The following is a 26,932-nucleotide window of genomic DNA, read 5'->3' as shown; positions in this document are numbered from 1 at the left end:
GTCGCTTTGCTCCCAATCAGGCTATGGGCGGAGTATTCCGCGAGATCTGATAAAAAACTTTTTTTCAAACAAGTTTGAACCAGAAATTAACTCGTCGATCAAACATACCCCACTTTATGAAAAAATACGTCACGACATGATGCCAACCATCTCTTCTCACAGATTTTCCGACAAATCTTCCGACAGATTTTCCGACAAAAGAACTGGACCACCTGTTGAACCGCCTGCACTTCATCTTTTCAGCATTGAGCCAGGTGCCAAAAAGCACTGCTTCAACCGGTCAATCACTGAAGAGTCTCTCCGGGAAAATTTTATGCCCCATGACGTCCCGGATTTACAAATCATCCGGGACGTCAGATCAATTACTTCTGTCAATTCAGCAGGACATCACCACAAACTCAGACCAAGGATCCGGGCAAGCAGCGAGGGCGTTGTCCACGGCACCGGCGTTGTATCGAAACAGCGGTTTAAAAAAAATGATTTCATCGCTCTTTACCATGGCCCACTGATCTATCGCGTAAGAAGTCGGCAGCATAAACGTCAGCAAAAATTCAATGTATTCAGACTGGACCCGGACAAAGGTACCCCTGTTCCCCGGTTTCTGGAGAAAGATACTTTTGCTGCCTGGTCAAACGTCTTTCTCAAGCATTCAGGATTCCCCAGCATTGAGATTGGCCGTGATGCTGTCGGACCCATTCGATATCTGAATCACTCCAAAAATGCCAATGTAAAGATCACTTCCCGCATTGTTGGACGATTGCCTTTCAATGAATGCGAGAAGCTGCTCTTACGGGTCATTGCCCTGAAAGACATTGCTCCCGGAGAAGAACTGCTATTCGATTACGATCCGGGCCTACCAGAATCAGAGATTGACTTTACGCTATCAACGGTAGAAAAACCCTTGCATAAGAAAGCTCAAGCCATTCGTCGTGCCATCAGGAACATTTATCAAAAAACGTTAGAGGGCTAATTGAGTTCTACTTAAAGGAAGCAAAATTCTCCTTTAACTCTTCAACTGAAACCCAGGTCTGTTTTTCGTTAAAAATCGAACGCTTTAAATATTTTACAAGACCTTGAATGTTTTCCTCTGTCAATTCATCAAGACATAAGTCTTCTGCTGTATTGCTTTTTAATGAAGACAAATATGAGGCCAGATCCTCCAGAATCGATTCATTGCCAGAGAAAATTATATTCAGTAGCTTTTTCTGATCATCACTGAAACTTTTTTTCATTTGATGAATATTGGCAGGGTGACATGTACTTGTGTGAATCTTATCAATCTCTTCCATAATCTTAACAATCTCATCATCAAGTATTTTTGGCAGAACCACTTCTTTTTGCATTGTTCTTGCCGGTTTTTTTTGCCCAATACCTGATTGCTTTCGATCCAGCCCGTTAATTCTATTGATTATCTTATCCCTGTGCTCTTCGTTTACACTCTCTACCGCCGACAAACTGAAATCTATTTCAGAATCCGGTTTGTTCTCATCATAATCGAATAACAGCTCTTCTCCGGATTTAATATCTTTCAGAGCCACAACCGTCAACCGGAGACTGTCCCGGTCGCTCCACGAAATGGTATCCTTTCCTCTGAAGCGGATCATTACATTGGGATCCTTGGAGTGATTCAGAAACCGGATATCATGATCACAGTCACGGCCAATTTCAATGGCAGGCCGCCCCGCCTTTGCAATAACAACACCCGCCCATGCGACATAGGTATCGCTGTCCAGAAATTCGATATCAGTAAGGCCATCATTGCCAACATCCTTTAACCTGAAAACATAATATTTCCCACTATTCTGATTTAGGATTCTGCACACCAATGGTCCATCGTAGAGGCATATATCCTCATTCGCTGCAAAGTTCTGGTCAGCAATGACACCGGTACCGTGAACTACGCCTTCAGTTGATGTCCTGCACCCGGGAGAGGGTTTAATGTCCAGTGGTACTGGAGTCGATGCCGTTTCTGAAACAGGAGAGTCAGGGGTATACATCGCTGCCGGGGCATTTGCTGCCGGTTCATTTAAAACAGCGCCTCCTTCATACTGAACAAAACGATCAAGTTCAGAAGTTATCATTTCTTTAAAAGCTGACAGGCTTTTCATTAATTTTGAATAATCTTCTCCGGGAACTATCGTGGTTTTCCGGGCTCTTAATAGATCCATCGAATGATTGAAAACGGTTTGCATGTCATCAAGACAATTATCGCAACTGGAAGGCAGATAATTATTGGCTTCTGTAACTCGTTCAATATGCTGGAACCGTGGCTTTTTTGCCGGGGGAGCAAAGGTGTCTATTGAGTCAAATCGGCATAACGTCGGCATAGGGCCAGACTCGAATCCAGTTGGCTTCATTGTTAGTTTCCTTCATGGTTTTTTAGTACTCCATTATTCTTGACCGTAAGAACAGCTTTTAGTTCAACAGTTTTTAGTTCAACAGCTTCTAACTAAAAGGTGCAATTATCGTTTGTTTGATTTTTGGCTTTTGAAGATTCACCCGGGAATTCCTGAAAATCCCGATAAATATCCCAAAACCAGTTTTACCAACATTTATTGTATTGTATTATTCAGGTCAATTTGTCTCGGGTAAATATAATGTCACAGTACGTTTATACCATGAATCGGGTGAGTAAAATCGTTCCCCCGAAACGTCAGATTTTAAAAGATATTTCCCTCTCCTTTTTTCCGGGCGCCAAAATTGGTGTGCTGGGTCTCAATGGTGCGGGTAAATCCACCCTTCTGCGCATTATGGCCGGTGTGGATAAAGAGTTTGATGGTGAAGCCCGCCCCCAGCCCAACCTGAACGTTGGCTATCTGCCCCAGGAGCCTGAGCTGGATCCGGCCAAAACCGTCCGTGAAGTGGTGGAAGAGGCACTGGGTGAAGTTAAGGCCGCCCAGCAGCGTCTGGACGAAGTTTATGCCGCCTACGCGGATCCGGATGCCGACTTTGATGCCCTGGCCACGGAACAGGCCCGCCTGGAAAATATTATCCAGGCCGCCGATGCCCACAACCTGGAGCGCAAACTGGAAGTGGCAGCAGACGCCCTGCGCCTGCCGGAGTGGGATGCGAAAATTGAACATCTCTCTGGTGGTGAGCGTCGCCGTGTAGCACTTTGCCGCCTGCTGCTCTCCAGCCCGGAAATGCTGCTGCTGGACGAACCCACCAACCACCTGGATGCTGAATCCGTTGCCTGGCTGGAACGCTTCCTGGTTGAATACCCCGGAACCGTTGTTGCCATCACCCACGACCGTTACTTTCTGGACAATGCCGCCGGCTGGATACTGGAACTGGACCGTGGTGAAGGTATCCCCTACCAGGGCAACTACAGCGCCTGGCTGGAACAGAAAGAGCAGCGCCTGGAACAGGAACAGAAGCAGCAGGATGCCCGTCGCAAAGCCATGGAGCACGAACTTGAGTGGGTTCGCTCCAACGCCAAGGGACGCCAGTCCAAATCCAAAGCCCGTCTGGCCCGCTTTGAAGAGATGCAGTCCCAGGACTTCCAGAACCGTAACGAAACCAATGAAATCTATATTCCACCCGGTCCGCGCCTGGGTGACAAGGTGATTGAAGTCAACAACCTGTCCAAAGGGTTCGGTGACCGCCTGTTGATTGATGACCTGAGCTTCAGCATTCCCAAAGGTGCCATCGTCGGCATTATCGGTGGTAACGGTGCCGGTAAGTCTACCCTGTTCAAAATGATCACCGGTCAGGAGCAGCCGGATTCCGGATCCGTTGAACTGGGGGATACGGTCAAGATCTCCAACGTTCAGCAGCTTCGTGATGAGCTGGACGACAGCAAAACCGTCTGGGAAGCGATTTCTGACGGCCAGGACATTCTGCGCATTAACAGCTACGAAGTGCCGTCCCGTGCTTATATTGGCCGCTTCAACTTCAAGGGGGGTGATCAGCAGAAGCGTGTCGGTGAACTCTCCGGTGGTGAGCGGGGCCGTCTCCAGCTGGCGGCCACATTAAAAGACGGTGGTAATGTACTGCTGCTGGACGAACCTTCCAACGACCTGGACGTTGAGACCCTGCGAGCCCTGGAAGAAGCACTGCTGGCATTCCCCGGCTGTGCCATGGTGATCTCCCACGACCGCTGGTTCCTGGACCGTGTCGCCACTCATATTCTGGCCTACGAAGGCGACTCCAAAGTGACTTTCTTTGAAGGTAACTATACCGAGTATGAAGCCGACCGCCTGGCCCGCCTGGGTGCAGAAGCCGCTGGCCCGCACCGTATCAAGTACAAACGTATTGATGCCTGATTATATCTGCTGCTAATGCACCCGATCACCTGAGTTAATTCGAGGTGATCGGGTGTTACCCGGTTAAGCTTCTTCAGATCAGAATAACAAACTATCGGTATCAAACCTGAATTCTGATTCAGGAATGAGAGTCCTCTACCCAATTCTCAATTCGCAGTCCGTCCACCCGTTTAAACTCCCGGGTATTATTGGTCACAAGTACCAGACCTTCGCTTCGGCAATGGGCGGCAATATGCAGGTCATTAACACCAATCACCTCCCCGCGACGCTCAAGGTCAGACCGGATATCACCGTAATGAGCTGAAGCCTTTGGGGAATAATCAAGAACCTCAAGCCGACTGACAAAATCCTCAACAATATCCCGGTTCTTTTTGATGTTACTGCTTTTTTCAACACCGTGGTTCAACTCTGACAAGGTGATTGCACTGATGGCAATCAGTCCGTCGTTCCGGTTGAATATAGAGCCAACAACAGCCGGACGGTTTTTAATCACATAAATGCAAATGTCAGTATCCAGCATGTATTTCAACATCAAAGTGACTCCCGCTCCCGTTGTTCCTGTGAAGCCCTTTCAGTCATAAAGTCATCGGTAACCCCGTCATCAGGATTGATATTAAAAAAGGAATCCCACGTCTTACCCACCGGAGATAATATCCTGTCCTGCCCCCGTACCCTGACATTGACCTTTTTAACACCACCGGGAAAACGGGTCTCCGCCGGTAACCGGACTGCCTGAGTCCGATTATTTTCAAAAACAGTACCTTGAGCCATATCAGCCGCCACCCTCCAAGCTATATACATGAAGTATATAGCACCAATCCAAAAGCTGTAAAAAAGAAATCATATTTCCGATATGAGGCTTTGTTATTCAGGTTAAATCAAGACTATGCCCATCCAACATACACTACCTCTGCAGGAATCCCGTTTTCCTGAAAAAATGCCAACCACAATTTCTGGTTTTCCTGCAGCCTGTCTCCCGGTCCCTTAACCTCCAGCCACTGGTATCGATTATTTTCCGGATCAAACAGGATCAGATCCGGAAACCCGGTCCGGTTGTGGGCAATATCAAACATCAGTCGTTGAAACATGGCACGCAGTTGTTCTAACGGTATCAACGATACGGCCAGGGTAATCAGCTCCGGACTGAGTGCTGGCCAGATAACCAGACGATTGCTGATGCCCTGCTTCCTGCTACAGGTTGCCAGCAGAGTATCCAGAAGATTGCTTTCAGACATTTCTGCCAGCCTTTGATGAATCGAATCCTTACAGCTTCGATAAAAATCCGGAGTCATCAGGTCTGCTGGTCCACTCTGGAACGGATGGAAGAACGCCCCCTCCCTGTCGGCAAAGATAATATCCCAGAACCACAGGCCAGCAAGCCCATTGATCAGGGCATTTTCCACATAAAACACCTGCCAGCCCTGATGTTTGAAATGCGCCTGAACCTGAAATTCCACCCGCTGGCCATTGTCATTCAGCTCAAGAGTCCGTTCGTTAAACGGTGCGGTTTGCCGCCTGCACCTCTCGCCCCTCAGGGTTTTGGCAAACCGATGGGCAAAAGCCAGCTCCAGGCTGCTGGCCGGTGAGGCCTGTATCTCTTCACAAAGCGCCAAAGCGCCAGCCGTATCGTTAAGTTTGGCCAAAATGCGGGTACGCCGCTCCCGGGACGGGGGCAGATAGGACTGCTGAAAACTCACCATTGCATCACGCCATGCACCTTGCCGTTCCAGATCACGGGCAATAGCATTCACCAGACGGGCATAACGACGCTTAAGGGTCGGATGTCTGAAATCAGGCGACGGCGGTAATTTAGCGGCCAGGGCCTGTAACTCATCGAGGTCAAGTTTGTTATTTTCACAGGCAACTTCCTGCCAGAGTTGTGACAGGCCCAACCCCTGCTCCAGCTCCTCACGACTGTTAAACAATCGGGATTTCAGCGGGTAACTTTCGAAGTGATTCAACCCCAGGTCCTGAAGTACGAACTCCGTCAAATCCTGACTGTGATTACCAAAGAACAGGAACAATAAGGTTCTCAGTTCTTCCCGGTACAGAGGTTGAAGAATGGTAAATGGCAGATCAGGGCATGGGTTACCGCTATCCACCAACCGGTTCACCAAAGCCTGCTTACGTTCGCTTCGGTAAGGGCCAAGCTGGTCAGGAAAACAGCACAGTAACTCACTTTTGGTCATAAGGTCGGACAACGCGACCATATCCAGCAGCGGGTTAACCTGCATAAGACCAGCACAGGCCAGTTCGTTGATTGCCAGTTCAATCGATACAATTTCCGGATAGCTGAGTTTATCCGACCGAAACATCGGGCCTTTGCGCCCCACCAGCCGCACATAGAGTTTCTGAGCATCTTCCGTCAGCATCCGGAACCTGCACAGAAAATCAGTTTCACCGCAACTCAACAAATCAGCATACTGCCGCTCAACAAAACTGAGCAGCTGCTGAAAATTGGTCAGGTAATAATCTTCAGGTAATACAACCGGCGTTTGCAACGGAGCCTCTCCATTTACAGAAAGCAAAGTACAACCCATTCAATATTTATGTCAACCAGGCATAAAGCTTTATTATGGCTTAGTCATGGCTGCGTTTTTTTTGTTCCTATACCTGCCAGCATGCTCTTTCTGGCGTTCTGGCGCTCCTTCCGGCGTTGCTTTTCACGCTCTACATAAACGGGATCTTTGCGACGCTCTCTCTGGCGCTCCCGATGGAGCGCCCTTTCGCGCTCGAGATAAACGGGATCTTTGCGACACTCTCTTTGGTACAGCATGTGACGCTCTGTGTATGCGGGATTATTCCGGCAGCGTTCGCTCTTTGGGTAAGCGGGATTTTTACGTAGCTCCTTTAGGCACTCTGCGTAATCGGGATCTTCACGCCGCATCCTTCGACGCTTCTTGTCCAGCTCCCTCAGGCGCGCAGCGTAAACGGGGTCATTCCGGTAGCGTTCCCTGTTGCGCACCCTTTCGCGCTCTGCGTAAACGGGATTATTCTTATAGCGTTCCCTGTCGCGCCTCTTTTTGCGTTCTGCAGCGGCAACATTCAGGCGGCGTTTCCTCTTGCCCCCAGCTTTTGAAGCGTTATCTTCCGCAATTTTTTCTGCCTGGCTTGTTGGGTTATCACTTGCAGTTTGGTTCAGGTTTAGCGGATTAACTGAAGTAACTGGTGGTAAATCTTGTGGGTTTGTGGACGGGGCAGGAATATTGGTTGACTGATCTGCTGGATCCAAATGGCCCGCTGATGTTGACTCCCCAGTCTCAGGTTTGCCCCCCGACAGGCATACCTGCCCACTAAAGGGAATGTCTGGTATTGATGGTGGCGCATCATTACGAGCTACATTACCAGAGTTACAAATCTCATATTCAGCAGGGATTGAATGTGATATGTCAAGAATATCAGTTCCGAAAAAGTGTGCTGAATCTGCAGGTACCTGCAGTGCAATGTTATGTTTATTAATTAAATTAACAGGATCAGCGTTATCCTGGTGTATATAAAATTGACTATGGTAAACAGGAAAAGGAATGTCCAGCCTCTGAACAGGCATGCCGTGATACGTCGTTTTTTCTTTGCTGCTATTAATTTGATACGTTTGTTCTGTTAAATCTGTTGAGCCGGGGTAAAGATCAGAAAAAGCAAGACAGGATGGGGGCAAGTGATCAAGGGGTTTCATTGAATTATTTAATTATTGAATTTCAACTTAAGACTACTATTTTCGTTTAAAAGTTCCTATCCGGAACAACTCATTTAATATTTATGTCTACCAATTATAAATAAAAATCTGACATATCTATTAATAATAGTCATGTCAAGTGCCTATCCTCGTTCCCATTGCTTCCCATGGGAGGTGCAAGAATCGCAAACCCGCCACCTTTTGTTCCCTACCTCCCCTGCTTTACGTACAATACCCCACGGGATTGATGGGGAGTAAATCTGTGATCAGCAGGCTGGATCAAAAAACGACTAATACCTTATATAGCCACTTTGCCAGTGAACTGGCCTCAGCTGGCTTTATCGGGGATATTGAGCTGGGTTATGCTCACCGGACCGTTCTGGCAACGGACAATTCGATCTACCAGGTACTTCCGGAGGGGGTATTCTACCCTCGCTCAACAGAAGACATCAGCAAAATTCTCACCCTTGCCAATAAGCCGGAGTTTCACCAAATCGTGGTATCTCCCCGTGGCGGTGGCACCGGCACCAATGGTCAGTCCCTCACGTCAGGCTTTATGGTGGACACCAGCCGATATATGAACCAGGTTCTGGAGATCAACAGCAAAGAGCGCTGGGCCAGGGTTCAGTCGGGTGTGGTCAAAGACTACCTGAACGAGCTGGCAGCGAAAGAAGGCCTGTTCTTTGCCCCGGAACTCTCCACCAGCAACCGGGCCACCGTGGGTGGCATGGTGAATACCGATGCCAGCGGTCAGGGTTCTGTGGTGTATGGCAAAACCCGGCACCATGTGCTTGAACTGACCTCAGTACTGGCCGATGGCACAGTATGGAACTCCTCTCCCGTTGATAATGATCAACTTGAGCAACTGTGTCAGCGACCAGACCGTATTGGTGAGATTTACAGCACCCTGAAAAAGACCCACCGCGAACATCAACAACGGGTGTCGCAAGTATTCCCACACCTGAACAGAAACCTCACCGGCTATGACCTGGCCAATATTGTCAATAAAGACAACCAGCATGACCTGAATGCCATTCTCTGTGGTTCTGAAGGAACCCTGGCCATCATCAGTGAGATTAAAGTTAACCTGCTGCCTATCCCGAAACAGTCTGCCCTGGTGCTGGTTTTCTACCAAAGTTTTCAGGACTCGCTGCAGGATGCTCAAACACTGATGTCTGTCCGGCCGGGTTCCATTGAAACCATCGACTCACGTGTACTCGGGCTGGCAAAGGCCGACAGTGTCTGGGAAAGCGTCAAAGACTTTTTTCCACCGGGTTCGTCAGAACAGGCGAGCGCTGATATTGACGGCATCAATTTTGTCGAGTTTACCGGTGACGATGAAGCGGAGATTCAGCAGGGTATTGATCGCCTGAAAGCCGTGCTGGAAGAACCGGTCAGTATCTGCCGTGCCGGCCACAGCGTGGTGATGGGCACTGGCAATGTTAAAAATATCTGGAATATGCGCAAGCAGGCGGTTGGCCTGCTCGGCAATATGAAAGGCGACGCAAGACCAATACCTTTTGTCGAGGATGTTGCTGTTCCTCCGGAAAATCTCGCCGAATTTATTAAAGCATTTCGGGCACTACTGGACAGTCACCACCTTTCCTATGGCATGTTCGGGCACGTGGATGCCGGCGTTCTCCATGTTCGCCCGGCCATTGATATGAAAGACCCGGAACAGGAAAAACTGGTTCGGTTAATCAGCGATGATGTGGCTGCCCTGGCCAAAAGCCATGGTGGTGTGCTCTGGGGCGAACATGGTAAAGGGGTCCGTTCGGAATACGCACCGGATTTCTTTGCCGATCTCTACCCGGTGCTGCAGGAGATTAAAGGCGTATTTGATCCTTACAACCAGTTAAACCCCGGCAAGATTGCCACCCCCGCCACCGAACCGGTTCAGCTGCTGAAGATTGATGAAGTGCCCACCCGTGGCCAGCAGGACCGGGAAATTGAGCGCAATGCCTTTGCCGCATTCACCAGCAGCCTTTACTGTAACGGCAACGGTGCCTGTTTTAATTACAATCCCAACAGCGCCATGTGCCCCACCTGGAAAGCCACCTATGACCGGATTCAGTCACCAAAAGGCCGCTCCGGCCTGGTGCGGGAATGGCTGCGATTACAAACCGCCGCTGGCGCCGACATCGCTGGCGAAAGCCATAAGATCCGTCAGGCGGGTCCACTCTATAACGGTGGCCAAAAGCTGATTAACCTGGTGAACAAATGGCGGGGAGAAGAGGACTTCAGCCATCAGGTATACGGGGCCCTGGATAACTGCATGAGCTGCAAATCCTGTGCCGGGCAATGCCCGATCCAGGTGAATGTGCCCGACCTGCGTTCCCGTTTCTTCGAACTTTACCACGGCCGCTACCCAAGACCGGTCAAACACCATGTGGCCGGTTTACTGGAGTCAATGCTGCCCATACTCGCCAAAATCAAACCCGCTTACAATCTGGTCATGGGCTGGTCAGTGGCCAATACCCTTGCCGGAAAAACCATTGGCCTGCAGGATATCCCGGCCATTACCAGCTCATCACCAATTAACGACTGCTGTCGTGCTGGTGCAGCCATTGCCAATCGGACATTGCTGGATGCCATCCCCGACAGTGAACGGGATAAAACCGTTATCATTATCCAGGATGCCTTTACCAGCTTCTTTGAAACACCCCTGCTGACCGACCTGGTTGAACTGCTGATTCGTCTGGGCTACCGCCCTTTGATTGCCCCTTACCGACCCAATGGCAAGGTGCTCCACGTCTATGGTTTCCTGGGCCGGTTTGAAAAAGTCGCCAGAACCAATGGTAAGGAGCTCAAAGCACTGGCCGACAGTGGCATCAGCCTGGTGGGGATTGATGCTGCGGTTACCCTGACCTATCGGGATGAATACCACGAAGTGATGGGCAAAGACTTTCTTATAGCTGACGGCTCCCCTATGGCTGACGGCTCCCCTATGGCTGGCGGCTCCCCTGAAGTGCTGTTACTATCCGAATGGTTCGCCAGGCAGTCAGAAACCCTGCGTCAATTGCAATTAAATCTTTCCAGCGACGCTGCTGACGAATTTGTATTACTGGGCCACTGCACCGAGACTTCCAATGTCCCGGCAGCTCCTGCCCAGTGGCAGCAGTTATACAGTGACCTGGGCCTTAAACTCACCTATAAAGCCACCGGCTGCTGTGGGATGGCCGGCATCTATGGCCATGAGACCCGTAACCAGGAAATCTCCAGAAAACTCTACGACATGAGCTGGAAGGACGTTGTACAGAACCCTGAATACAGTGGCAGGCTGGTGGCTACCGGCTATTCCTGCCGCAGCCAGGTGAAGCGTTATGGTGATGGCAAGATTCCACACCCGGTTCAGGCTCTGCTGCAGTTGATGAAGCAAAAAGCATAGTTGATATCTCACTGCTTGGGGCAAATGGCCTAAGCAAGGTAGGGTTAAATTTTTCTGCAGACTATGGACAGAGAGTCCTTAAATTTTCTGTCCAGTCAAACTGATCGTTTTCAATAGCCCTGTGAAATGTAGTCAGTATAAAGTGATGGCCACGACGTTAACTTATGCTGTCCTGGCAGACTTAACGCTTTCAACCGTTTATGGACCTTCATCACAAAGGCACTGGTTTCTACCATATGCCTTTTTTTCCGTTCATCCTGAAGAAAAGCCTCAACATCACGGGTTATTCTTCTCCACTGTTTTTCACTCCCTGCCACCGGGGCAGGGATACTGACCAGATATTCCAGATCTTGCCGGAGGGATTGAGGTCGACCCAGAATCTTCCGGGTGTGTTTTATTGCAGAACTGCCCTGATCCAGAACCCACTGCATTCTGGCCTCCTCTGCCTCCCTGACCGCAGCTGGATTTAATTGGGCAAGCGTATTGACGGGCGATTTATGCTTGAGGCTTTCCTTAACGAAGGGCCTGATAATAACCCCTTTCAGGTGAAAGATAACGTTATCCACGGAATTTAACGGCTTGAGTAATTGAATATCCTCAGCGAAAAAAAAACAGTTTGAGTAATAGTAATCAAGTTGCAAATCACGGGTGAGTTCTTTATTTAAGATGGGTACTCTTCCAGCTTCTGCGATTCTCGAACCGAGATGTTCAATATCATCTTTCAGAGAGGCCAAAACGACGCTAGTCGCATCAGCCCCATTCCCCGAACTACCATCGAACTGTTCAATCAGATACCGGCTCTCAGGCCTGATGAGATCACCTTTGATGAGATCACCTTGATGTTGAACAACCTTTTCAATCAGTGGCGATATCGATTCCATGATTTTTTTTTGCCGCCCTTTATCCTCCTCAGAGCGTAAAAGAGTAAGTTTTTCCTGCAAGCCATGCAGCTGATTATACAGTTCAAGCTCCTGGATAACCCCGACCAGATCCTTTTTCAGCCAGGATACAAAATCCTTACAAGCCATTTTTCCTTTACGAAGGTCGTGAATTTTTGTAATAACCATTGGGGAACTCTCCCCGGTCCCAGGAACACGTTTGATATTTTCCCGAGCGGTTGGTACTTGTGGTATTCCTCTTACCTTCTTCAGTTTTTTTTCAATCGTTTTCCCAAGTGTACGCCAATGCCTGAATACCCCTGTGGCAAAAAACGAGGACTCTTTTTTTTCAGAGGAGTCATCGGGCTGCGTTATGGAAACAGGCTTTTGACTTGTCCCGCCGGTCGGTTTTATTGGCATAGTTGTCCCTGATATATGCCCCTGATGCTGAAGAAAATCCACCATATAAGATTCTTTACTTATAGAGGGGGTAAGAAACTGGTCAACAATATAAAGAGCTTATCGGTACAGCTGACGAATCTCAACTGTCACTTCATAAGCGTCAGCGACTTCTTTCAGAAACGCTTCTGCCACCACCGCCAACGCGCGGTAAAAGCCGCTCTGATCCGCCTCAGCCACCAGTTCCAGGTAACGACCAGACCATGGCAGCAGATGAGTGCCGAGCAGTTCCACCACCGCATCGTCATTCTCTGTTTCCATAAAGTAAGCCATGGCCAGAATCATCAGACCAAATTGATCTTCCGGTTCATTCAAATCGGTATCCAGTACCACCTCATTTGTTCGCAGAAACTGGCGATAAGCCTGCGCCGTTTCACCCAGCAACAGATTTTCCCTGTCCATATACACAGATCCCCAGGGGGGAGCGGGCATGGCTCCCTGACCTTCAAACAGCAGGGAAAATTGATAAGGCAATTCTGCTATATCCGCAGAACACAGACGCGCAGTGGCTTCCTCTATGAGAGAAGGCTTCTGCCAGTCCAGCAGAGCGGGCAGCTCAGCCAGTTCGGAAATAACGCTACTGGCTTCTTCGGAGGTTGGAGAATAATAAAACAGGGTTCCCAGCATTCTGGGAAGAACAGCAACAGCAGACAACTCGGCACTTCCTGAAATCAAACGTACGGAGATCACTATAGAGGTGGGCGGTTTTCCTGAGTATATGGATTAATACCGAAAAACTGTCCCGGGGAAGGCTCACTCCCTGAACGCCTCAATTGCCACGACAAACGGATCTGCCTGATACGCTGCCCAGTAATCGCTACCCTTCACCTTAAGTCCTTCTTCGGACACGGTTGGATAAAGCACATTCACGCTGGCAAATCCGGCCTCTTTCAGGCACTGAACAATCCTGTCGGTAGACCAGCAGTAGTCGGTAAAATGAACCGCGGTTTCACCAACTTGAATGGCCAGCTCAAACGGGTCACCATCCTGCAGTTTTTCCACAGAGTCCACTTTTTTTCCATAGCAATCATCCGGGGCCAGAGGGTTTTCCTGAACTCGGGCATGACGCCCGGAATCCATGGCCAGCAGATAACTATAACCGCCCGGTGACGTATGATACGCGAGGGTTTCTGCCAGCTCTTTCAGGTGACTCAGGCTGGCCATGCGGCAGGTCAGCCAGAAGGCCAGCACCGCAGGGAATGATCGATCCAGTCGCAATGACGTTGGATCTCCCTGTATAAACTCAATACCGGGGGCGGCAGACTCATTCAACTGCATCGCCCGATCCAGCAAGGCCGGACACTGATCCACACCCACCACCGACTCAGCCCCGGCCGCCAGGGCAAGGCGGGAAAAGTAACCTTCGCTGCAGCGCAAATCCAGCACAGAATTGATCGGGTGCGTCATGAACGCACTTTTTACATAAGGGGTGTAAATGTATTTGCCAACAGGTGACTCAGCCACCGCAATGGCATAGTCATCCGGCGTGAAAAAATGACTCATGTTCGCGAATCCTTAATAAACAATCTGACCAAATCCAGGGCAATGGATTATTCGGTCAGGTGTAAAAACACAGTGGCTAATGGCGGTAGCGTCATCACTAATGAATGCCGCTGATGATGCATTGGCAAAGGCTCTGTAACCAGGGGCAGTTCATTGACAACATCACTGCCGGAAAACTCACGGCTGTCGGAATTGAACACCTCTTTCCATGTCCCTGCCCCGGGAACTCCCAGCCGGTAATGCTGCCTGACCACGGGTGTAAAATTACAAATGACCACCACCGGTGAGTCACTGAATGTGTGTCGGCTGAATGCGATGACTGACTGCAGCTCATCATCCGTGATCAGCCACTGAAAACCCGTTGGGTCATAATCGGAATGCCATAAAGCCGGTAAAGACTGATAAGTGGCATTCAAATGCTTGACCATAGTCGTTAATCCACGGGAATATTGATTTTCCTCCGGCAAAAACCAGTCCAGCTGACCATCGTGATTCCATTCACGGTGCGAGCCCAGCTCCGCTCCCATAAACAACAATTTTTTACCAGGATGCCCAAACATATAACCGTACAAAGCACGGAGGTTGGCAAATTGCTGCCACTCATCTCCGGGCATTCGGCCAAGCAGTGTGCCTTTGCCATGGACGACCTCATCATGGGAAAGGGGTAAAATAAAGTGTTCACTGTAGTTGTACACCATGCTGAATAAGATCTGATCATGGTGATAGCGGCGGTGCTCCGGATAGCGGGCCAGGTAATTCAGGGTGTCATGCATCCACCCCATATTCCACTTGTAACCAAAGCCCAGCCCGTTGTCGTAAGTTGGCATGGAGACTCCCGGCCAGCTGGTAGACTCTTCAGCAATCATCATGGCACCGGGATAGTTCTGGTATACGGCTTCGTTCAGCTCCTTGATAAACTGGACTGCCTCAAGGTGCTCATTACCCCCCAGGACATTGGGCTGCCATTCTCCTTCTCCCCTTGAGTAATCGAGATAGAGCATTGAAGCGACAGCATCCACCCGCAGACCATCCACATGGAACTGTTCAAACCAGAACAACGCATTACTGATCAGAAAGTTTCTGACCTCCGGGCGGCCGTAGTCATAAATAAGGGTCTGCCAGTCCGGGTGCCATCCCCTTCGGGGGTCTGCATATTCATAAAGATGAGTGCCATCAAAGTCTGCCAGGCCGTGACTGTCAGAGGGAAAGTGTGCAGGTACCCAATCAAGAATAACCCCGATACCAGCATCGTGAAGCCGGTCTATTAATGCTTTCAGCTCATCCGGATCACCGTAACGACTGGTTGGCGCAAATAAACCCACCGGCTGATAGCCCCAGGAGCCAGTAAAAGGGTGCTCATGAAGAGGAAGAAATTCAACATGAGTAAACCCCATCCCTTGCACATAAGGCACCAGTTGTTCAGCCAGTTCCGTGTAATTCAGCAGCTGCCCATTCTTTGCTTTTTTCCAGGAACCCAGATGTACCTCATAAATACTGACCGGTCGATCTAACCCCTGGTGCTGATGCCATTTCTTACTCTGCCATTGATATTTTCCGGAGTCATAGACAATGGATGCATTCCCCGGTGCCTGCTGGGCATAAAAGGAAAAAGGGTCCGCTTTATGGGGCAGAAGCTGTCCATTCTGATCTTTCAGCTCGAATTTATAGAGATCGCCCTCTTTCACTTCCGGAATAAACAACCGCCATATACCACTGTTACTGCTGGCCATTGGGTGAAGCCGACCATCCCAGTGATTAAATGAACCAATCACACTGACACTTCGGGCATGGGGAGCGTAAAGGCGGAACATGACGCCTTGCCAGCTATGGCCTGAAAGCGTAACACAATGGAGGTGGGCACCCAGTACATGGTGCAGCCAGTAGTGGCGGATGAACGGTTCTGTGCGACAAAGGTTTGAGAATTGATAAGGGTCGTTCGCCCTGAACTGGTGATGCTGGGCATTGGTGACCAGAAGGTGATATGCCCGGGGCTGTGAGATATCCGGAAATTTCAGCTCAAATAGCCCCGGTGCAATATGGCTGGCAGAGCCCAGGCTGTTCCCGGTAACCTCATCAATGATATCCACATCCATGGCATCTGGCCGCCATATCCTGATTACCAGTCCTCTACCGGTCATGGCGGGATGCCAACCGAGCAAATCAAAGGGTCTTGCACAGCAAGTATTCAGCAGGTCATCAAGCACGGTATCCAGGCTGTCGGAATCCACCCGGATGTCTTCAAGAACACCAGCCATAATCAGCTCCCTGTGTGCCAGGCATCACTATTCCGGAATATTCCAGATAGTTTTACAATAATCGACAATGGATCGATCCGATGAAAATTTGCCCACGGAGGCGGTATTAATGATCGCCATGCGCCACCAGTGGGATGGATTTTTCCAGGCTTGCACGATCCGGTCATGGGCATCACTGTAAGACTGGTAGTCAGCCAGTGTCAGGAAGTAGTCAGAATCCAGCAGGGACTCCACCAGCGGCCGGAAGGCATTCGGTTCGTCAGGGCTGAGGTCTCCTGATGCCAGCCAGTCAATCACCGCTTTCAGTTCTTCATTGTACTGATAGACGTCCCGGGGGTTATATCCCCGTTGACGCAGATCACTGACTTCATCCACCGTATTCCCGAAAATAAAGATATTGTCCTCGCCCACCTCTTCGGCAATTTCGACATTGGCGCCATCCATGGTTCCTATGGTCAACGCGCCGTTCAGGGCAAATTTCATATTCCCTGTACCTGATGCCTCAAAGCCGGCGGTTGATATCTGCTCCGACACATTGGCCGCCGGAATGATTTTCTCAGCCAGACTCACGCGATAATTGGGAAGAAAAACCACCTTCAACTTATTGCGAATGCGGCGGTCATTATTGACCCGTTCTGCCACACGGTTAATAGCGTAAATAATGTTTTTGGCCACCAGGTAACCCGGCGCCGCTTTTGCTGCAAAAATAAACACCCGAGGCGGCACATCCAGATCCGGATCTTCGAGCAGACGACGGTAAATCGCCATAATATGCAACAGATTGAGTTGTTGCCGCTTGTACTCATGCAGCCGCTTGATTTGTACATCAAAGATGGCATCCGGACTGACTTTTACACCGCACAGCTCATCAATAACAGCGGCCAGGTGCTTCTTATTATCCAGTTTGATTTGCGCAAACTTTTCCTGGAAACCGGGATCATCGGCCCAGGCCTTTAACTCGCTTAATTGTGAAAGATTGCTGCGCCAGTCACCTTGCGCTTTATTTTCAGACCCTCTATTTTGAGACCCTCTGCTCTGAGACAAGGTCCGATCAATCAACCCTGCAAGTTCCGGGTTACAGTAAGCCAGCCAGCGCCTGGGAGTTACGCCGTTGGTAATATTAACAATTTTCCCGGGCCAGAGCTGGTCAAATTCAGGGAAAAGCTTTGCCTTCACCAGCATGGTGTGCAGAGCGGCAACACCATTGACTTTATGACTGCCAATCACCGACAAGTATGCCATACGTACCATCTGTGGTTCCGCAGGGTTTGCCGGCTCTTCAATAATGGACAGACGATGCTTCATCTGATCGTCATCTGGCCACTGCGCTTCTACCTCTTTATGCAGGAAGTGGTAATTGAGTTGATGGATCAATTGCATATGCCTGGGCAAAACCCTTGCCACCAACCCCTGTGGCCAGGTTTCCAGGGCTTCAGGCAGTAATGTATGGTTGGTGTAACAGAAAACGCTGCGGCATACTTCCAAAGCCTTGGTAAAGACAAAATCCTCCTCATCCATCAGGATCCGCAACAGCTCAGGCACGGCAATTGCCGGATGCGTATCATTTAACTGGATGACGACTTTACTGGTAAATTCTTCCCAGCCCTCATGCTCACGTTTGTAACGTGCAATGAGATCAGCCAGCGAGCAGGCAACAAAGAAATACTGCTGAATAAAACGCAACTCCTTACCTTCAGGATGACTGTCATTTGGATAGAGCACCTGACTGATATTTTCGGCGAGGATTTCCCGGAACCTGGAATCCTGATAACGACCGGCATCAAAACTGTCCAGGTCAAACCCTTCTGTTGCCCTGCCCTCCCAGAGGCGCAGGGTGTTAACACGCTCAGTGTTATAGCCGGTTATTGGCAAATCCCAGGGGACACCCACTACTTCCTGGGTATCCTCCCAGAGCTTATTGCCATCAACCTCCCGGACCTTGCCGTATAAACGCACAGCCTGCTTTCTTTTGGGTTTCTCAATCCCCCACGGAAAGGTGTCTTCCCGCCAGGCATCCGGACTCTCAACCTGTTTACCGCCAACAAAGCCCTGCTTGAACAGACCGAAGCGGTAATTAATGCCATAACCAAAAGCGGGAACGTTCAGAGTGGTCAGTGAGTCGAGAAAACAGGCGGCCAGCCGTCCAAGCCCGCCGTTACCCAGCGCAGGATCCGTTTCGTATTCAAGAACGTCCGAAAGGCTGACGCCAAAACTGGCCATGGCTTTCTCAGCCTGATGATAGATCCCGAGATTGTGAAGGTTATTCCCCAGCAAGCGCCCCACCATGAACTCAAGTGACAGGTAATAAACCCTTCGGGCTTCATTGTCTTTTTCATCCCTGCGGGTTTTCCCTGTATGGTCCAGATTGATATCCCTGGCAAGAAGGCTTAAGGCTTCCCAGTAATCTCCGGGGGTCGCTTCTTCGGGTTCAACCCCGAGAGACTGCTCAAGATGACGTCGAATTTCCTGTTCAATCTGAACCGCATCCATATTACCAACTGAACCCATATCTACATTTATCCTATTCATATCAAACACTCTCTTTTGCCAGCTCAAGCTTTTCAGATTGATTTATTGAGAGAAGTCGCCACAGAAAACAGCTTGAGAGAAGTAACTAAAGAATATGAATCGGGGCAGGGAACAAAGCTGTCCCTTGCTCCATTGGAAATCATGAAAAACCATCAATAAGTTATAGTTGCCTGACTCTGATTAGGTACATTTTTGTCATTTTTTTTTAGAGTTATATCGATTCAGGCAATATAAACGACAACAAATAACTGACTCGTATAAACTAAACGTCAACTGCCGATTTGAAAAACCATACACAGGGAAAATAATATTAAAAGCAGACTGTTAATAACCCAAATATCACCTGAATCAAGGTATTGGATATTCTTACTGGCATACTCAAACTCAGCGATTATTATTAGTCAGTACTCGGTTCATTCATCCGGCTAAAACCTGACCGGTTCTTTAGCAATCAATCAGGGTTCTTCCAACCTGTTAACTACTTCCTTTACCCGAATAACCAGCAGCATCCAAGCAGTCTGGTTTACCCGGAGAAATCAGAAATGATCCCTTCGCTGATGAAAAAAACCTTTCTTGTCATCCTGGCATCACTATCACTGATTGTCACCGCCAACGCCCGGGCCTTCAGTTCCGACGAACTGTTAATCTGGGTGGGTGGTGACAAAGCCTATGAGGGTATTCGCCAGGTAGGTACCCAGTTCACCAAAGACATGGAGATAAAAGTTAAAGTCGAAATACCGGAAAATATTACTGATCGCTTTCAACAGGCTGCAGCCTCCGGCAGTGGACCTGACATTGTTTTCTGGGCTCATGACCGATACGGTGAATGGGCAAAGAGTGGTTTACTGGCTCCTGTCAGCCCATCACCAGAATTCAGGAAAGGCGTCAACAACATTGGCTGGGAAGCCATGACCAGCGATGGCAAAATTTATGGCTACCCCATTTCTCTCGAAGCCATCAGCCTGATTTACAACAAAACGATCCTGCCAACACCGCCGGCTACCTTTGAAGAGATGTTTCCACTGGCCAAAAAGCTGGAACAACAGCCAGTCCCCAACAAGAACAATGAAACAGGCATCATCACTATTATGTGGGACCAGGATCAACCCTATTTCACCATGCCACTGCTGGCAGCAGATGGTGGTTATGTTTTTCTGAAAACGGCCAAAGGCTATGACGTCAAGAAAACCGGCGTAAACGATAAAGGCGCAATGGAAGGTGCCAAAATGCTGGTCGACCTGATCGATAAAGGTGTGATGCCCCGTGGCGTTGACTACGGCGTAATGGAGGCTAATTTCAACCAGCAGAAAGTTGCCATGATGATTACCGGCCCCTGGGCCTGGGCGAATCTGGATAAGAGTAAAATCAACTATGGTGTTGCACCTCTGCCCAAACTTCATGGCAAACCGGCCAGGGCATTTGTTGGCGTATGGGGGGCGGCACTGAACAATGCCAGCCCCAACAAGTCCATTGCCCAGGAGTTTCTGGAGAACTACCTGCTCACCGAAAAAGGGTTGACGATCATGAACAACAACGTCCCTCTGGGTGCTGTAGCCAATAAGGCGATGATGGAAAAACTGATGAAAGACCCTCGTATTGCAGCCACTTACCAGAATGTTGAACAGGGCCTGATTATGCCCAATGTTCCGGAAATGGGTAAATTCTGGTCTGCCATGGAGACCGCTCTGCGCAATATCACCAGCGGCCGACAAAACTATCGTGAAGCACTGAACGACGCGGCAAAACGCATCATCGGCTAACCGTTTCCTGTTGGTAAAAAAGAGGCCAGCACGCCATGAGCACATCAGCCATGAGCACATCAAGAGCTACCAGAAGTAGCGGTGCCTACCTGGTGATCGCCATTGTCGCCGTTATCGATCTGGTACTTTTATACGGTGTGACCTTGATGTATGCCCAGGGAGAGCTGGCTTTTGCCATGCTCGTGCTGGTTCTTGCAGCGGCAGGTTCATGGGTTTTTATCAGTAGAAAAGGGTACAACTATCGCTATATTTACCCCAGCCTTCTGGGAGTAAGCACCTTTATTGTCTTCCCCCTGATTTACACGGTTAATGTCGCCTTTACCAACTACAGTTCCAACCACCTGCTTTCCCTTGAGCGGGTCAGGACTATACACCTGGCAAAAACCTTCCGCACCGGCGGCGAATCGTTTGCTTTCAAGCTGTATCAGGAAGGCCCTGGCTTACGGCTGGTGCTGATCGGTGCAGCAGCCGGTGACGAGCACTACCTGACGGAGCCATTTACCGAACGTAATGAACCACAGGAACTGAAAGCCTTTGTGTCCAGCCATCTTCCCACCGGAGCAGTGCTCCCTATCCGGAAAGTCATCAAAAAACGTTCAGTCCTCCAGAAGCTGGATATTGTGCTGCCCGATGGCACCGAGCTGGCCATGACCAGTCTGAGAAAGTTCGGCGCTATTGCCAGGGTTTATCGTCCAGATGACCACGCTGACCGGCAATATCCGGAACAAAACGCTGCCCTGATCGATAACCGCACCGGACAGACCATCTACCCTGATATGGAGACGGGATATTACACGAATGAAGATGGTACAGAGCAGATTGGTCCCGGTTTCACCATTTATACGGGCTGGGATAACTTTGTCCGGGTCTTCACTGATCCAGGTATCCAGGGGCCTTTCCTGAAGATTTTTACCTGGACGGTCATTTTTGCCGCGCTTTCTGTCACTTTTACCCTGGTCATCGGCCTGTTAATGGCCTGCCTGGTACAGTGGGAACCGCTTAAGGGTAATGGTGTTTACCGGCTGCTGTTGATCCTGCCTTACGCAGTACCGGCATTTATTTCCATCCTGATTTTCAGGGGACTGTTCAACCAGAATTTCGGTGAAATCAACCTTCTGCTGGATATGCTCTTCGGTATTAAACCGGAATGGTTCAGTAATGAACTGCTGGCCAAATCCATGGTCATCATTGTCAACACCTGGCTGGGCTACCCCTACATGATGATCCTCTGTATCGGACTGTTGAAAAGTATTCCGGATGATCTCTATGAAGCTTCGGCCATTGATGGCGCGTCACCGGCCCAGAATCTTTTCCACATTACCATTCCAATGATCATCAAACCGTTGATTCCACTGCTGATTGCCAGCTTTGCCTTTAACTTTAATAACCTGGTTCTGATTGCCCTGTTAACCGATGGTGCCCCGGATATGCTCCACGCCACTACCCCGGCCGGAGCTACTGATATTCTGGTGAGTTACACCTTCCGTATTGCCTTTGGCTCCTATGGCCAGGATTACGGTCTGGCCTCGGCAATTGCCACCGCAATCTTTCTGATGGTGGGCTTTATTGCCTGGGTAAACCTGAAAGCAACACGACAATTGCAGTAGTCGGGAAGCTTGTTTTTAAAAGTCTTTCGTAACGAGGGTTAAGAAAGGAGAAGTCATCGTGGCAATGGTGCAACCAAGAAACCTGAAGTACCGGGTCTGGACAGCCCGTATTCTGATGTGGCTTTTCCTGCTGGTTATCCTGTTCCCTTTTTTCATGATTATCTCGGTTTCCCTGCGTACCGGTAACTTTGCCACAGGTTCCCTGATACCTGAAAACCCCAGCCTTGAACACTGGTATCTGGCACTGGGTATCCCCTGGGAAAATGCCGATGGCTCTATTACACAACCACCGTTTCCAGTACTGACCTGGTTGTGGAACTCCATCAAGGTCGCCATCATCAGCTCGGCACTGATATTGATTCTGTCGACAACCGGCGCCTATGCCTTTGCCCGGCTGCGGTTCCGGTTTAAACAACAGATGCTGACGGCCATGATGATCCTGCAGATGTTCCCGGCCGTTCTTGCCCTCGTTGCCATCTACTCGCTGTTTGACCAGATTGGCGACTTCATCCCCTGGCTCGGCCTGGATAGCCTGGGTTCCGTCACACTCGCTTACCTGGGTGGCATGGCACTGCATATCTGGCTGATCAAGGGGTACTTTGAAACCATCGATAACTCCCTGGAAGAAGCCGCGGCTATTGATGGGGCAACGCCCTGGCAGGCCTTCCGCTTTGTGCTATTGCCCCTGTCAGTCCCCATTCTGGCGGTTGTTTTTATCCTGGCATTTATCGCCAGCATCGCCGAATACCCCGTAGCCTCCGTACTGCTCCAGAGTATGGATAATCTCACGCTGGCGGTGGGCTCAAGGCAGTACCTGAACCCACAGAACTATTTATGGGGCGACTTTGCCGCCGCTGCCGTTCTCTCCGGCTTTCCGATTACCATTATTTTCCTCGCCTGCCAGCGCTGGATCGTCGGAGGACTGACATCGGGCGGCGTCAAAGGTTAAAAAAACGCCGCCCGTCGCCCGCTTCCCGCTGCCCGTAAAAGCGGTCCAGCTTTTGCGGGCAGCGGGAAACGGGCGACGGGTAACGATCTTTTAAAGGTGTCCTATGGCAGAAGTCAAACTCGTCAACATTGCGAAAAGTTATGACCAGGGACAAACCTGGACCCTGAAAGACATCAACCTGGACATTGGTTATGGTGAATTTATTGCTTTCATCGGCCCATCCGGTTGTGGCAAGTCAACGTTACTGAGAATGATCTGCGGGCTGGAAGATATCACCAGCGGTGAGCTGAGCATTGATGGCGAGAAAGTGAATGACTGGCCACCCAATGAGCGGCGTGTGGGCATGGTCTTCCAGTCTTATGCCCTCTATCCCCATATGTCGGTTGCCGAGAACATGGCGTTTGGCCTGAAGCTGGCCAAGGCGAAAAAAAGCGTGGTGGATGAGCGGGTTGATGAAGCAGCCCGAATCCTGCAACTGCAGGCACTGCTGGAGCGTAAACCCAAAGCCATGTCCGGAGGTCAACGACAGCGGGTCGCTATTGGTCGTTCTATTGTGCAACAGCCCAGGGTCTTTCTGTTTGATGAGCCGCTGTCGAACCTTGATGTCGCCCTGCGTGTCCAGATGAGGCAGGAAATCGCCCGATTACATCGCCGACTGAAAACCACCTCCATCTACGTCACCCATGACCAGGTTGAAGCCATGACCCTGGCTGATCAGATTGTGGTATTGAGTCCCCTGGCTCAGGGAGCAGCCACCAACCTTGAGCAGGTGGGTAAACCGCTGGAACTTTATCACCATCCAGCCAACCTGTTCGTTGCCGGCTTTATTGGCTCGCCCAAAATGAATTTCTTTGACGGGGTCATTGAGACAGGTGGAGCAGATGAGACGCTTATTCGCCTGACCACCGGCGAAACACTCAGAGCCTTTGTCGATACCGGCAAAGCTGATCCGGGCTCCCGGGTTGTGCTGGGTATTCGACCGGAACATACCCTGGCGGAAACCGACAGTGGCAATGCCGTTGACGGGCGGATTGAAGCGCTGGAGCGGCTCGGTGCCGAGTCATTTATCTATATGAGCCACGATACCATTCGTGAGCACTTTATTGTGCGGGTAGAAGACTCCCTGCGCCGGGAAGAAGGCAGCAAAATACGTGTCGAGCTTCCTCCTGAGCATTGCTATCTGTTCGATGCAAACGGCATTGCCTTTCGCCGAACCCGGGCACCGGAAATTGATCAATAAACTTGCCAAGTGAGTCCGTTATGCACGAAATCAGGCATGAAATAACACAGATTGATGCTCTGGCCGAGTTCTGTGGTATTCCCGCCCACTACATTGATGCCGCTGGCAATCCGGTCACCGTTGAGAAGGACTATAAACGCAATGCGTTAAAAGCCATGGGTGTTGCCGCTGATAACGAGCTTGAAATCCAGGCCTCAATCGACGGTATTCTGAGAAAGCAATGGTCACCGTTGATTCCTGTCGTTCATGTGGTTCACTGCGGAGACCTTTTTACGGTTCCCGTCCAGGTTGATGAAACCCATCGGAATGACTCGCTACGTGGTGAAATCATCCTGGAAGACAGCCGTTCAATACCACTTGCCATAAACCTGTCAGAACTTTCAGAAGAAGACAGGCTCTCGGTGGACCAACAGGAACGGATCCGGCTGCTCTGCCCTCTGCCGGAAGACCTGCCTGCTGGCTACCATCAACTGTTCGTTACCCTTTCTGCTGATCAAGCTGCCGATCAGGAAAGTTGCCGCCTGATCGTCGCACCACAGACCTGCTACGAGCCTGATATTCTCAGCTTTGAACGACCCGGGCCTACCGAAAAAATCTGGGGAGTCAGTGTACAGCTCTATACCCTTCGCTCAGAAAACAACTGGGGAATGGGTGATTTCAGTGATCTCAGGCAGCTGGTGAACAGACTCGGGCCACAAGGGGCGGATATTGTCGGCCTGAACCCGATTCATTCGCTCTACCCGTCCAACCCTCTGCATTGCAGCCCTTACAGTCCATCGAGCCGAAATTTCATTAATCCACTGTATATCGATGTTACCGCGCTGAAGGAGTATCAGGATTCAGCAGAAATACAGCAGCATGTGAACAGTGATGACTTTCTGCGTCAGTTAAAGAAAGCAAGGGACAGCTCTCATGTGGAGTATGACCGGGTTGCTTCACTGAAATTTTCTGTCCTGGAAATGGCTTTCCGCCATTTCGAGAAGCACGACACATCACATCAATCCTACAGGTCAGCAGATTTTGGTCATTATTGTGAAGAACAAGGCAAAGACCTTGAACTCCAGGCCACCTATGAAGCCCTCTTTGAGCACTTCAGGGCCAAAGATATCAATAGCTGGGGCTGGACCTGCTGGCCAGCGGACTATCAGGACCCTGACAGCCCAAAGGTGAAGGATTTTGTGGCCCGGTCAAAAGAGAGAATCCGGTTTTACATGTACCTGCAGTGGATTGCCGAGCAGCAACTGGCTGAGGCCCAGCAGGCCGCTGTTAAGTCCGGAATGCGGGTCGGCATTTACCGGGACCTTGCCGTTGGCGTAGACAAGGGCGGCGCGGATGTCTGGGCGCACCGGGACAACTATGTGCTCAATGCCAGCGTCGGTGCCCCGCCCGATACTGTTGCGCCACAGGGGCAGAACTGGGGACTGCCGCCCTTTGACCCGAACAGGCTGCAGGAACTGGCATATACCCCATTTATCGATATGGTGAATGCCAATATGCAGCACTGTGCAGCACTGCGTATTGACCATGTGATGGGCATACTCCGGCTCTGGTGGTGTCCACCGGATAAAACTGCAGACTATGGCGTCTACGTTAATTATCCGCTGAAGGACCTGTTAGGTATCATTAAACTGGAAAGCCAGCGGCAGCAATGCCTGGTTTTTGGCGAAGACCTGGGCACCGTGCCGCCGGAAATAGAAGCAGCGCTGCCACCGGCCCATTGCTACTCCAATGAAGTGGTACTTTTTTCCAGGGTCGAAGATCATTTCCTGGCGCCAGAACAGTATAAAACACGAGCACTGACCTGTATTTCCAATCACGATATTCCCACACTCAGGGCCTGGTGGAACTGTAATGATCTTGATTTACGACAGGAGCTGGGTATCTACGATTGGGCCAGAACAGAACAGGAAAAAGTTGCACGGCATGAAGACAAACTGGCTCTGCTGAACACACTTGCGGATATTGGCGAAGCGCCTTATGGCGTAGACCCAAGTGATTTAAATTCTATGGGCTATAGCCGGGAACTGATGGAAAAGATCCACTACTACCTGGGCAAAACTTCATCCAAAATCATTGTGATCCAGCTGGAAGATGTGCTTGAGCTGGATACCCCGGTGAATGTTCCCGGTACCAGCAGCGAGTATCGTAACTGGAGCCGCAAACTGACCCGCAATATCAGCGAGATATTCACCAGCGAGGAAAACCGGGTATTGTTCAAAAATCTCGGGCTGACCCGAAAGGCCTGAGAGAGACTGCTCACCACAAAGACACAGAGGCACAAAGGAAGCCGTTTACTTTAAGGCTCCAGCGCTGGAGTACCGCGCATATCGGATGTGACTATGCACCACTGGGAACAGAATTTCTTCCCGGTGGTCTAATAACAACGAATATTACTATTTTCCGTCTCAAACTTAAGACTTTCAAGC

At 50.0% G+C, this 26,932-nt stretch carries 18 protein-coding genes; 8 read left to right on the top strand and 10 right to left on the bottom strand.

Annotation, left to right across the window (positions count from 1 at the left end; genetic code table 11):
• A partial coding sequence (locus KDK13_RS07555; protein ID WP_257284363.1) for an SET domain-containing protein occupies positions 1-970 on the top strand: 970 nt, incomplete at its 5' end.
• Between the two features lie 7 nt (positions 971-977).
• Here KDK13_RS07555 and KDK13_RS07550 read toward each other — a convergent pair.
• The gene (locus KDK13_RS07550; RefSeq protein WP_257284362.1) at positions 978-2,357 is read right to left on the bottom strand and encodes an SET domain-containing protein-lysine N-methyltransferase; all 1,380 of its coding nucleotides are present in this window, start codon (positions 2,355-2,357) and stop codon (positions 978-980) included.
• Positions 2,358-2,597: 240 nt separating this feature from the next.
• Here KDK13_RS07550 and ettA point away from each other — a divergent pair, with 240 nt between their 5' ends.
• Positions 2,598-4,265: an energy-dependent translational throttle protein EttA gene (gene ettA / locus KDK13_RS07545; protein WP_257284361.1), complete on the top strand. Its 1,668-nt coding sequence runs from the start codon at positions 2,598-2,600 to the stop codon at positions 4,263-4,265.
• A 118-nt stretch (positions 4,266-4,383) separates the two neighbouring features.
• Here ettA and vapC read toward each other — a convergent pair whose 3' ends face one another.
• The 4 genes from vapC to KDK13_RS07525 all read right to left on the bottom strand — a co-directional run bounded on the left by vapC (position 4,384) and on the right by KDK13_RS07525 (position 7,497).
• On the bottom strand, positions 4,384-4,797 hold the full coding sequence (gene vapC, locus KDK13_RS07540) for a tRNA(fMet)-specific endonuclease VapC (protein ID WP_257284360.1): 414 nt from the start codon (positions 4,795-4,797) through the stop codon (positions 4,384-4,386).
• Positions 4,797-5,036, bottom strand: coding sequence for an antitoxin (locus tag KDK13_RS07535; protein WP_257284359.1), 240 nt, complete (start codon positions 5,034-5,036; stop codon positions 4,797-4,799). Before KDK13_RS07535 ends, vapC begins: the two co-directional genes overlap by 1 nt.
• 113 nt (positions 5,037-5,149) lie before the next feature.
• The gene (locus KDK13_RS07530) at positions 5,150-6,766 is read right to left on the bottom strand and encodes a VRR-NUC domain-containing protein (RefSeq protein WP_257284358.1); all 1,617 of its coding nucleotides are present in this window, start codon (positions 6,764-6,766) and stop codon (positions 5,150-5,152) included.
• Positions 6,767-6,849: 83 nt separating this feature from the next.
• Positions 6,850-7,497 (bottom strand): hypothetical protein, encoded by a 648-nt coding sequence (locus KDK13_RS07525; RefSeq protein ID WP_257284357.1) that lies wholly within the window; start codon positions 7,495-7,497, stop codon positions 6,850-6,852.
• 688 nt (positions 7,498-8,185) lie between these two features.
• Between KDK13_RS07525 and KDK13_RS07520 the strand changes: the two genes are divergently transcribed.
• Positions 8,186-11,326, top strand: a complete 3,141-nt coding sequence (locus KDK13_RS07520) for an FAD-binding and (Fe-S)-binding domain-containing protein (RefSeq protein ID WP_257284356.1) — start codon at positions 8,186-8,188, stop codon at positions 11,324-11,326.
• A gap of 110 nt (positions 11,327-11,436) precedes the next feature.
• On the opposite strand, the gene KDK13_RS07515 is transcribed toward KDK13_RS07520, so the two are convergent.
• The 5 genes from KDK13_RS07515 to KDK13_RS07495 form a co-directional block, all read right to left on the bottom strand.
• On the bottom strand, positions 11,437-12,393 hold the full coding sequence (locus tag KDK13_RS07515; protein WP_257284355.1) for a hypothetical protein: 957 nt from the start codon (positions 12,391-12,393) through the stop codon (positions 11,437-11,439).
• A gap of 330 nt (positions 12,394-12,723) precedes the next feature.
• The gene (gene dmsD, locus KDK13_RS07510) at positions 12,724-13,317 is read right to left on the bottom strand and encodes a Tat proofreading chaperone DmsD (RefSeq protein ID WP_257284354.1); all 594 of its coding nucleotides are present in this window, start codon (positions 13,315-13,317) and stop codon (positions 12,724-12,726) included.
• Between the two features lie 99 nt (positions 13,318-13,416).
• Positions 13,417-14,166: a class I SAM-dependent methyltransferase gene (locus tag KDK13_RS07505; protein WP_257284353.1), complete on the bottom strand. Its 750-nt coding sequence runs from the start codon at positions 14,164-14,166 to the stop codon at positions 13,417-13,419.
• A gap of 47 nt (positions 14,167-14,213) precedes the next feature.
• Positions 14,214-16,421: a 1,4-alpha-glucan branching protein GlgB gene (gene glgB / locus KDK13_RS07500; RefSeq protein ID WP_257284352.1), complete on the bottom strand. Its 2,208-nt coding sequence runs from the start codon at positions 16,419-16,421 to the stop codon at positions 14,214-14,216.
• Positions 16,422-16,448: 27 nt separating this feature from the next.
• Positions 16,449-18,950 (bottom strand): glycogen/starch/alpha-glucan phosphorylase, encoded by a 2,502-nt coding sequence (locus KDK13_RS07495; RefSeq protein ID WP_257284351.1) that lies wholly within the window; start codon positions 18,948-18,950, stop codon positions 16,449-16,451.
• Positions 18,951-19,492: 542 nt separating this feature from the next.
• Here KDK13_RS07495 and malE point away from each other — a divergent pair.
• The 5 genes from malE to malQ all read left to right on the top strand — a co-directional run bounded on the left by malE (position 19,493) and on the right by malQ (position 26,752).
• Entirely contained in the window at positions 19,493-20,710 is a 1,218-nt protein-coding gene (malE, locus tag KDK13_RS07490) for a maltose/maltodextrin ABC transporter substrate-binding protein MalE (protein WP_257284350.1), read from the top strand.
• Between the two features lie 35 nt (positions 20,711-20,745).
• Entirely contained in the window at positions 20,746-22,317 is a 1,572-nt protein-coding gene (gene malF, locus KDK13_RS07485; RefSeq protein ID WP_257284349.1) for a maltose ABC transporter permease MalF, read from the top strand.
• A gap of 58 nt (positions 22,318-22,375) precedes the next feature.
• Positions 22,376-23,266: a maltose ABC transporter permease MalG gene (malG, locus tag KDK13_RS07480; protein ID WP_373692222.1), complete on the top strand. Its 891-nt coding sequence runs from the start codon at positions 22,376-22,378 to the stop codon at positions 23,264-23,266.
• A gap of 103 nt (positions 23,267-23,369) precedes the next feature.
• Positions 23,370-24,506 carry an ABC transporter ATP-binding protein gene (locus tag KDK13_RS07475; protein WP_257284348.1) on the top strand — a complete coding sequence of 379 codons (1,137 nt, stop codon included), beginning with the start codon at positions 23,370-23,372 and terminating at the stop codon, positions 24,504-24,506.
• Positions 24,507-24,526: 20 nt separating this feature from the next.
• The gene (malQ, locus tag KDK13_RS07470; RefSeq protein ID WP_257284347.1) at positions 24,527-26,752 is read left to right on the top strand and encodes a 4-alpha-glucanotransferase; all 2,226 of its coding nucleotides are present in this window, start codon (positions 24,527-24,529) and stop codon (positions 26,750-26,752) included.
• The last annotated feature ends 180 nt before the right edge of the window (positions 26,753-26,932 follow it).

The sequence above is a fragment of the Endozoicomonas sp. SESOKO1 genome (assembly GCF_024606265.1).
Lineage (GTDB): Bacteria > Pseudomonadota > Gammaproteobacteria > Pseudomonadales > Endozoicomonadaceae > Endozoicomonas.
Note: the sequence above shows the minus strand (reverse complement) of the source record. Positions and strands in the feature narration are given on the sequence as shown.

Coding starts and splice junctions, on each gene's coding strand:
- KDK13_RS07550 (WP_257284362.1), bottom strand. CDS start 2,357: ATGAAGCCAACTGGATTCGAGTCTGGCCCTATGCCGACGTTATGCCGA.
- ettA (WP_257284361.1), top strand. CDS start 2,598: ATGTCACAGTACGTTTATACCATGAATCGGGTGAGTAAAATCGTTCCC.
- vapC (WP_257284360.1), bottom strand. CDS start 4,797: ATGTTGAAATACATGCTGGATACTGACATTTGCATTTATGTGATTAAA.
- KDK13_RS07535 (WP_257284359.1), bottom strand. CDS start 5,036: ATGGCTCAAGGTACTGTTTTTGAAAATAATCGGACTCAGGCAGTCCGG.
- KDK13_RS07520 (WP_257284356.1), top strand. CDS start 8,186: ATGGGGAGTAAATCTGTGATCAGCAGGCTGGATCAAAAAACGACTAAT.
- KDK13_RS07515 (WP_257284355.1), bottom strand. CDS start 12,393: ATGGTTATTACAAAAATTCACGACCTTCGTAAAGGAAAAATGGCTTGT.
- KDK13_RS07505 (WP_257284353.1), bottom strand. CDS start 14,166: ATGAGTCATTTTTTCACGCCGGATGACTATGCCATTGCGGTGGCTGAG.
- glgB (WP_257284352.1), bottom strand. CDS start 16,421: ATGGCTGGTGTTCTTGAAGACATCCGGGTGGATTCCGACAGCCTGGAT.
- KDK13_RS07495 (WP_257284351.1), bottom strand. CDS start 18,950: ATGAATAGGATAAATGTAGATATGGGTTCAGTTGGTAATATGGATGCG.
- malE (WP_257284350.1), top strand. CDS start 19,493: ATGATCCCTTCGCTGATGAAAAAAACCTTTCTTGTCATCCTGGCATCA.
- malF (WP_257284349.1), top strand. CDS start 20,746: ATGAGCACATCAGCCATGAGCACATCAAGAGCTACCAGAAGTAGCGGT.
- KDK13_RS07475 (WP_257284348.1), top strand. CDS start 23,370: ATGGCAGAAGTCAAACTCGTCAACATTGCGAAAAGTTATGACCAGGGA.
- malQ (WP_257284347.1), top strand. CDS start 24,527: ATGCACGAAATCAGGCATGAAATAACACAGATTGATGCTCTGGCCGAG.